The 8726-nt window shown below is 70.1% G+C and carries 7 protein-coding genes; all 7 read left to right on the top strand.

Annotated features, from left to right (window positions below):
- Nucleotides 1-11 precede the first annotated feature (11 nt).
- The 7 genes from ACFXC1_RS27205 (at nt 12) to ACFXC1_RS27235 (ending at nt 8581) form a co-directional block, all read left to right on the top strand.
- A complete protein-coding gene (locus ACFXC1_RS27205) occupies nt 12-911 on the top strand; it encodes a DUF2797 domain-containing protein (protein ID WP_381246806.1) in 900 nt (299 codons plus the stop codon).
- A gap of 85 nt (nt 912-996) precedes the next feature.
- Nucleotides 997-1353, top strand: a complete 357-nt coding sequence (locus ACFXC1_RS27210; protein ID WP_381246809.1) for an antibiotic biosynthesis monooxygenase family protein — start codon at nt 997-999, stop codon at nt 1351-1353.
- On the top strand, nt 1346-2224 hold the full coding sequence (locus ACFXC1_RS27215) for an amidohydrolase family protein (protein ID WP_381246933.1): 879 nt from the start codon (nt 1346-1348) through the stop codon (nt 2222-2224). Before ACFXC1_RS27210 ends, ACFXC1_RS27215 begins: the two co-directional genes overlap by 8 nt.
- Before the next feature lie 202 nt (nt 2225-2426).
- Complete coding sequence (locus tag ACFXC1_RS27220; RefSeq protein WP_026179246.1) at nt 2427-3167, top strand: response regulator transcription factor; 741 nt, start codon at nt 2427-2429, stop codon at nt 3165-3167.
- The gene (locus ACFXC1_RS27225; RefSeq protein ID WP_381246812.1) at nt 3164-4840 is read left to right on the top strand and encodes a sensor histidine kinase; all 1677 of its coding nucleotides are present in this window, start codon (nt 3164-3166) and stop codon (nt 4838-4840) included. The genes ACFXC1_RS27220 and ACFXC1_RS27225 overlap by 4 nt, the downstream gene beginning before the upstream one ends.
- A gap of 13 nt (nt 4841-4853) precedes the next feature.
- Complete coding sequence (locus tag ACFXC1_RS27230; protein WP_381246815.1) at nt 4854-6356, top strand: bifunctional glycosyltransferase family 2/GtrA family protein; 1503 nt, start codon at nt 4854-4856, stop codon at nt 6354-6356.
- Nucleotides 6353-8581, top strand: coding sequence for an ArnT family glycosyltransferase (locus tag ACFXC1_RS27235; RefSeq protein ID WP_381246817.1), 2229 nt, complete (start codon nt 6353-6355; stop codon nt 8579-8581). Before ACFXC1_RS27230 ends, ACFXC1_RS27235 begins: the two co-directional genes overlap by 4 nt.
- Nucleotides 8582-8726: the final 145 nt, after the last annotated feature.

Consider the following 8726-nt stretch of genomic DNA (forward strand, 5'->3'; position numbering starts at 1 on the left):
TCTCGTGAGCGATGGCACAGACATCGCGGGCACCACGGACGTGGAAGTGCTCGGGACTGCGATGGACGGCAGGCGGTCCCGAGTTGAAGTGGGACGGCGGGCGCGGGAGCCCGCTGCCCCGGGGGAAGCGGGTGGCCTTCGAGGTCGCGGAAGGGGGCGGGCGGACATGTGTGGGAGCGCGGGGGCACGCGTGTCCGCTGCGCGCGGCCGTGCCGGAGCGCAGCACGGGCGCGCGGTGCGAGGAGTGCGCGCGGCTGGACCGGGCGCACTCGGTCGCCGCGGACACGATCGCGGACGACCCGCGGCCGTACCACGTATATCTGGCCTGGTTCGGCCCCGGTCCGCTCAAGGTCGGCATCACCGCCGAAGAACGCGGCTCCGCGCGACTGCTTGAGCAGGGCGCCGTCTGCTTCAGCTGGCTGGGCCTCGGCCCCCTGATGGCAGCCCGCCGCTCGGAGGAACTCCTGCGCGCCGCACTCCGGGTTCCGGACCGCATTCCGTACGGCGAGAAGCGCGCCGTCCGCTCCGTGCTGCCGGGCTCGGCGACGGAGCGCGCGGCCGGGCTCGCCGAGCTGCACGCCCGGGCCCTCGCGCTGCGTGAATGGCCGGAGTCGCTCCGCCGCGAGCCGTACCAACCCGTGGACCACGTCGAGGTGTTCGGCCTCACGGACCTCCCGGCGCCCGTCGGCGAGGTGAGCGGTCTGATCCCGGGCGGGGTGGTGAGCGGCGAGGTGCTCGCGGCGGCGGGACCGGATCTCCACCTCGGGACCGGACGGGGCGTGGTCGTGCTGGACACGCGGTTGATGACGGGCTGGGAGCTGATCCCGGCCGGGGGCGACACGGTTGAATTCACCGTGCCGGTGAGGGAGTTCAGGCGGGAGGTGCCGGGGGTGCAGGAGGGGTTGTTCTGAGGGAGTGCCAAGACTTGGATCCCGTACGGATCCCTTTCGGCAAGTCGATGGACTCTGCTCGCTCTCGGGGCCGATCGTGGGTGACATGAGCGATCATCGTGTTGCCACTGTCCCCGTCGCCGTCCGTCAACCTCCCTACTACGCCGTCGTCTTCACCTCCCTGCGGACCGAGGGCGACCATGGGTACGAGGAGACGGCCGAGCGGATGGGGGAGCTGGTGAAGGAGATTCCCGGGTTTCTCGGGGAGGACTCGGCCCGGGTGCCGGGTGGGCTGGGGATCACCGTCGCCTACTTCCGGGACCTCGCCGGGATCGAGGCGTGGCGGGCGCACGCCGAGCACCTGGCCGCGAAGGAGTACGGGCGGGAGCACTGGTACGAGCGGTACTCGCTGCACATCGCCAGGGTCGAGCACAGCCACGGATTCGAGCGTGCGCATGACTGAGGCGGCCGAGGTCCGGCAGTTCTGGGAGCGGCTCGGGCTCCCCGGGCTCGTGGACGTGCACACCCACTTCATGCCCGAGCGGGTGCTGCGCAAGGTCTGGGGTTACTTCGACGCACTCGGGTCCTCGACCGGTGGTGCGCTGGAGTGGCCGATCACGTACCGGAAGGAGGAGGACGAACGGGTCGCGCTGATAAGGGAGTTCGGAGTACGCGCCTTCACCGCGATGCTCTACCCGCACAAGCCCGGCATGGCCCGTTGGCTCAACGGCTGGGCCGTCGACTTCGCCGCCCGTACCCCCGACTGTCTGCACACCTCGACTCTCTTTCCGGAAGCGGGAGTTGAGGAGTACGTCCGGGAGGCGCTCGACTCCGGCGCGCGGGTGTTCAAGGCGCATGTGCAGGTCGGGGCGTACGACCCGGCCGATGAACTCCTCGATCCCGCCTGGGGGTTGATCGCCGAGTCCGGGACACCGGTCGTGATCCACTGCGGGTCGGGGCCCGCCCCGGGCAAGCACACCGGGCCCGAGCCGATCGGCCGGGTGCTGGCCAGGCACCCGCGGTTGCGGCTGGTCGTCGCGCACATGGGGATGTCCGAGTACGAGGACTTCCTCGACCTCGCCGAGCGGTACGGGGAGGTGCGGCTGGACACGACGATGGCGTTCACGGACTTCAGCGAGCGCCTCGCCCCCTTCCCGCCGCGTGCGCTCCCCCGGCTGGCCGCCCTGGGAAACCGCGTTCTGCTCGGCAGCGACTTCCCGAACATCCCGTATCCGTATCTGCACCAGCTGCACGCCCTGGAGCGGCTGGACCTCGGGGACGACTGGCTGCGGGCGGTGTGCCACGACAACGGGGCGACGCTGTTCGGACTGTGACGGAGGTGAGGAGGTTGGGGGATACAGGGGAGACCGAGGCGGCACGGGCGGAACGCACAGGTCCGCCGGAGCCGTGTGCGGGGCGGGATAAGTCCCGGGCAAGAGATTCCAAGGTGTTCCCTGAGAGGCCCCTGTGTGTTTCTCAGGAAAATCACAGACTCTAGAAAGCGTGCTCTAAGAGGACCACGACAACGTGTCCACCATGACCACGACCTCGCCCCAGGGGCGCACCGAACTGCTGAGGCCGGACGGGAGCCCCGTCCGAGTGCTTGTGGTGGACGACGAGCTGTCGATCACCGAGCTGCTGTCCATGGCCCTTCGCTACGAAGGCTGGCAGATCCGCAGCGCGGGTGACGGAACCGGCGCGATCCAGACCGCGCGCGAGTTCCGGCCCGACGCCGTCGTCCTCGACATGATGCTGCCCGACATGGACGGTCTGACCGTCCTGGGCCGGCTGCGCCGTGAACTGCCGGACGTTCCGGTGCTGTTCCTCACCGCGAAGGACGCGGTCGAGGACCGGATCGCGGGTCTCACCGCCGGCGGCGACGACTACGTCACCAAGCCGTTCAGCCTCGAAGAGGTCGTGGCCCGGCTGCGCGGGCTGATCCGCCGCTCCGGTGCCGCGGACCGCCGTTCGGACTCCGTGCTGGTCGTGGGTGACCTCACCCTGGACGAGGACAGCCACGAGGTGTCGCGGGCCGGCGAGGGCATCCACCTCACCGCCACCGAGTTCGAGCTGTTGCGCTTCCTGATGCGTAATCCCCGCCGTGTACTCAGCAAGGCACAGATCCTCGACCGTGTGTGGTCGTACGACTTCGGCGGGCAGGCCAATGTGGTCGAGCTCTACATCTCGTACCTCCGCCGGAAGATCGACGCGGGACGTGAGCCGATGATCCACACCCGACGCGGTGCCGGTTACCTGATCAAGCCCGCGGCCTCATGAGCGGGCGACGACGGCCGCGTGCGCAGAAGAAGCGAGCGGGTAAGCCGCGAACCCTGCGGACCCGGCTCGTCGTCGCGTCCGTGACGCTGATCGCGGTGGTGTGTGCGGTGATCGGTACGGTGACGACCGTCGCGCTGAAGTCGCACCTGTACCAGCAGCTCGAGGGCAAGGTGACGGACACGGCCATCCGCGCGGTGGGCCGCCCTCAGGGCAACCCGAACGGCGGACCTCCGGAGAATCAGAACGCCTCGTCCTCCACCTCGACCACTACGGACAAGGACCCCCTCCCCAGCCAGACGCCGGCCGCCAAGGTCAACAGGGTCCTCACCACCAGCGGTCCGACGCAGGAGAAGGCGGTCGCCGCCTATGTGAAGAAGGGCGCGATCGTCACCGCGTCCTACAGCCTGCCGAAGACCGACAGTTCCGGCGTGGGCCGCGGGATGGCCACCCCGGCTCTCAACACGGCGCAGAAGCAGGCCCTCGCGTCCGTGGCGAAGGACGGCAAGGCACACACCGTGACCATCCCCGGTCTCGGCAGCTATCTCGTGAAGTACGCCTCGATCCCTGACAACACCAGCGAGGGCCTGTACGTCGCCCTGCCGACCACGGACGTCGACAACACCGTCACCACCCTGATCTACGTCGAGCTGAGCGTCACCGCCGCCGGCCTGGTCGCCGCCGGTATCGCCGGCTACGTCCTCGTCGGCGTAGCCACCCGCCCCCTCCGCCGAGTCGCCGCCACCGCCACCCGTGTCTCCGAACTCCCCCTCCACACCGGCGAGGTGACCCTCAACGAACGGGTCCCCGAGTCCGAGACCGACCCGCACACCGAGGTCGGCCAGGTCGGGGCCGCGCTCAACCGGATGCTCGACCATGTGCACGGCGCCCTGCACGCCAGACAGCAGAGCGAGATGCGGGTACGGCAGTTCGTCGCGGACGCCAGTCACGAGCTGCGGACGCCCCTCGCCTCCATCCGGGGATACGCCGAACTCACCCGTCGCGGACGCGAACAGACCGGGCCGGACACCAAGCACGCCCTGGGGAGAATCGAGTCCGAGGCGGGCCGCATGACCCTCCTTGTAGAGGATCTGCTCCTGCTCGCCCGGCTCGACGCGGGCAGACCGCTGCAGTTCGACCAGACCGACCTGATCCCGCTCGTCGTGGACACCATCAGCGACTCGCGCGCGGCCGGCATGGGCCACAACTGGCGGCTCGACCTGCCCGACGAACCGGCCCTCGTGTCGGCGGACGCGGCCCGCATCCAGCAGGTGCTGGTCAATCTGCTGGGCAACGCGAGAAAGCACACCCCGCCGGGTACGACGATCACCGCACGCGTGCAGCGGCGCGGACCGTGGATGTGTGTGGACGTCGAGGACAACGGCCAGGGCATCCCGCCGGATTTGCTGCCGCACGTCTTCGAGCGGTTCGCGCGCGGCGACTCGGCGCGCTCCCGCTCCACCGGGTCGACCGGTCTGGGTCTCGCCATCGTGCAGGCGGTCGCGACCGCGCACGGCGGCGCGGTCACCGTGGACAGCGTTCCCGGACGCACTGTGTTCACCGTGCATCTGCCCGCGCTTGCACCGGCCGTACCCACGCCCGCCCCCGAAACGAATTGGCAATCGCACTCACAGGCACAGCACAGTGCCACCACATGGGTGCAACAGGGCGCTTGAGGAGAGTCGGTTCATGCGAACCGACTCTTCTCCCGGCACCCTGCCGGCGCGGGAGCACCTCCCGGCCGGAGACGCCGGTACGCCTGTCCTGGACGTAGTGATCCCCGTCTACAACGAGGAGAAGGACCTCCAGCCATGTGTGCTCAGACTGCACGAGCACCTCAAGCGCACGTTCCCGTACGCGTTCCGCATCACCATCGCGGACAACGCGTCGATCGACACCACTCCTCAGGTGGCGGCGCGGCTGGAGTCGGAAATCCCGGAGGTCAAGTCCTTCCGGCTGGAGCAGAAGGGGCGCGGTCGGGCACTGCGCACCGTCTGGTCCGCCTCGGACGCCCCGATCCTCGCCTACATGGACGTCGATCTCTCCACCGACCTCAACGCGCTGCTCCCCCTGGTGGCGCCGCTGATCTCGGGTCATTCAGACCTGGCGATCGGTTCCCGGCTGGCCCGCTCGTCGCGTGTCGTGCGTGGCGCCAAGCGCGAGTTCATCAGCCGGACCTACAACCTGATCCTGCGCGGCTCGCTGCAGGCCCGCTTCTCGGACGCCCAGTGCGGATTCAAGGCGATCCGGCGTGATGTGGCCCAGGCGCTGCTGCCGCTCGTCGAGGACACCGGCTGGTTCTTCGACACCGAGATGCTGGTGCTGGCCGAACGGGCCGGACTGCGCATCCACGAGGTGCCGGTCGACTGGGTCGACGACCCGAACTCGACCGTCCACATCGTGAAGACCGCGACCGAGGACCTGAAGGGAGTGTGGCGCGTGGGCAAGGCCCTGGCCTCCGGTTCGCTGCCGCTCGACCGTGTCACGCGTCCCTTCGGCGACGACCCCCGCGACCGTGACATCAAGGACGTGCCCAAGGGGCTGGCCCGCCAGCTCGTCGGGTTCTGCGTGGTCGGCGGTCTCTCCACCCTCTTCTACCTGGTGCTCTACAGCCTCTTCCGGCAGTTCTCCGGCTCGCAGATCGCCAACGCGCTCGCACTGCTGGTCTCGGCGGTCGCCAACACGGCCGCCAACCGCCGCCTCACCTTCGGGGTGCGCGGCAAGGGCGGCGCCGTCCGTCACCAGGCACAGGGCCTGGTCGTCTTCGCCATCGGCCTCGCGCTGACCAGCGGCTCGCTCGCCGCCCTGAACGCGGCCAGCAGCAACCCGGCGCACTCCACCGAACTCGCGGTCCTGGTGGCCGCCAACCTCGCCGCGACCGTCCTGCGCTTCCTGCTCTTCCGCGCCTGGGTCTTCCCGGACCGCGGCGACAGCACCGACGAGTCGTCGCTCGCAGCCCTCAACTCCCCTTCGTCGCCCACCTATTCGACGGCGACGACACCCCAGCACACGCAGCACCACGGTGCCTACGGCCCGCTGCCCACCCGGCAGCCCCAGCCCCACCAGGGAACGTCGTACGACACCACCACCCAGTTCCGCGCCGGTGAAGCCGCGGACGGCACCTGGAGGGACGCGACGATGCAGTTGCAGCCGGTGCGTCCCCACGACACCGACCCGAGGGACCCCCGATGACCACCGAAACCGATCAGACGACCTATCCGGGAGGAGGCGGCCCCTCGTCCTGGGGGGCGCCGGCCGGTGACACCGGTGCCAGAGATACGGCCGTGCACGAACCGGCGGCGCCCTCGGACACCCTGGCCCCCCAGGCCGGTGAGCCGAAGCAGCCGCTCGGCCGCCGCCTGTGGCGCGGCCGCCCCGAGGACCCGCGCTGGGTACGCCCCGCCTTCTGGGGCATGCTCCTGGCGACCGGCCTGCTCTACCTCTACAACCTGAGCGCGTCCGGGTACTCCAACTCCTTCTACTCGGCGGCGGTCCAGGCCGGCAGCAAGAGCTGGAAGGCGATGCTGTTCGGCTCGCTGGACGCGGGCAACGCGATCACCGTCGACAAGCCCTCGGCGTTCCTGTGGCCGATGGAGATCTCGGTCCGCATCTTCGGCCTCAACTCGTGGGCCATCCTGGTCCCCGAGGTCCTCATGGGCGTCGGCACGGTCGCCGTCGTATACGCGGCCGTACGGCGTCGGCACAGCCCCGAGGCCGGTCTGATCGCGGGCGCCGTGCTGGCGCTCACTCCGGTCGCCGCGCTGATGTTCCGCTTCAACAACCCCGACGCCGCACTGGCGTTGCTCATGGCGACCGCCTGCTATCTCGTCGTCCGGGCCCTGGAGGACGGTCATACGAAGTGGCTGGTGTGGGCCGGAGTCGCGATCGGCTTCGCGTTCCTGTCGAAGACGCTCCAGGCCTTCCTGATCCTGCCGCCGCTGGCCATCGTCTACGCGGTGTGCGCGCCGGTGAGCGTGAAGAAGAGGTTCGCCCAACTGGGCCTGGCGACGGGCGCGTTGGTCGCAGCCGCCGGCTGGTGGGTCGCGATCGTCGAGCTGTGGCCGGCGTCCTCGCGCCCCTACATCGGCGGCTCGCAGAACAACAGCTTCCTTGAACTGACCTTCGGCTACAACGGGTTCGGCCGCCTCAGCGGCGACGAGACCGGCAGCGTCGGAGGCGGCGGTGGCGGCACCGGCACCGGCATGTGGGGTGCCACCGGCTGGAACCGCATGTTCAACTCCGAGATCGGCAGCCAGATCTCCTGGCTGCTGCCCACCGCGCTGATCCTCCTGGTCGCGGGCCTCGTCGCCACGCGCAAGCTCAACCGCACGTCGGTCAGGCGCAGTTCGCTCCTGGTCTGGGGCGGCTCGCTGGTGACGACGCTGCTCGTCTTCAGCTACATGGCGGGCATCTTCCACCAGTACTACACGGTCGCCCTCGCCCCCTACATCGCGGCCGTGATCGGCATCGGCGCGGGTTCCCTCTGGGAGCGGCGCGGCGAGATCTGGGCCTCAATCACCCTCGCGGCGGCGGTGGTTGCCGCGGGCGTGTGGGGTTACGTCCTCCTCAACCGCACTCCCGACTACCTGCCCTGGCTGAAGTGGCTGGTCCTCCTCGGCTCCCTGGCGGGCGCGCTCGGCCTGATCTTCGTCGCGAAGATCGGCCGCCAACTCGCCCTCGCGGCAGTCGGCCTGAGCATCGTGGCGGGCCTGGCCGGTCCGGCGGCGTACACCATGTCGACGGTCAACTCGGCGCACACCGGCTCCATCCCGACGGCCGGTCCGGCCGGCGCGAGCATGATGGGCGGCGGTCCCGGCGGCGGCCGGGGCGGCTTCGGCGGCGGCAACCGCACCGGCGGCACCGGCACGATGCCCGGCCAGCAGGGCGGCGGCACCACCCAGAACCAGGGCGGCGGCTTCCCGGGCGGCGGCACGATGCCCGGCGGCGGTACGGGTACGGCGCCCGGCGGCGGCACCGGCACGCAGAACCAGGGTGGTGGCTTCGGCGGCCGGATGGGCGGCGACGGTGGCATGGGCGGCGGTGGCGTCGGCGGTCTGCTGAACGGCGCGACGGTCACCTCGGCGGCCAAGAAGCTGCTCCAGACGGACGCCGGCAAGTACACCTGGGTCGCCGCGTCCATCGGCTCCCAGAACGCCGCGAGCTACCAACTCGCCACCGGTGACCCGGTGATGGCGATCGGCGGCTTCAACGGCACCGACCCGTCGCCGACGCTGGCCCAGTTCCAGAAGTACGTGGCGGACGGCAAGATCCACTACTTCATCTCGGGCGGCACCGGCATGGGAGGCAGCAGCACCGGCAGCTCCTCGCAGATCACCTCGTGGGTCGAGAAGAACTACAAGGAGGTGACGGTCGGTTCGGCCACCTTCTACGACCTGACGCAGAAGACGAGCAGCTGACGGTTCTCCACTGAGCGGGGGGGGGGGGGCCCGGGCCCCCCCCCCCCCCCGGGGGGGGGGGGGCGGCGGCGGGGGGGGGGGGGGCCCCGTATATAGTATGATGTATTAGAGACGCCCGCGCCGCCCCACCCCCCCAGACGCTCAG

Origin of the sequence: Streptomyces hokutonensis (assembly GCF_042751305.1) — a bacterium.
In the GTDB taxonomy this organism is placed as follows: domain Bacteria; phylum Actinomycetota; class Actinomycetes; order Streptomycetales; family Streptomycetaceae; genus Streptomyces; species Streptomyces hokutonensis_A.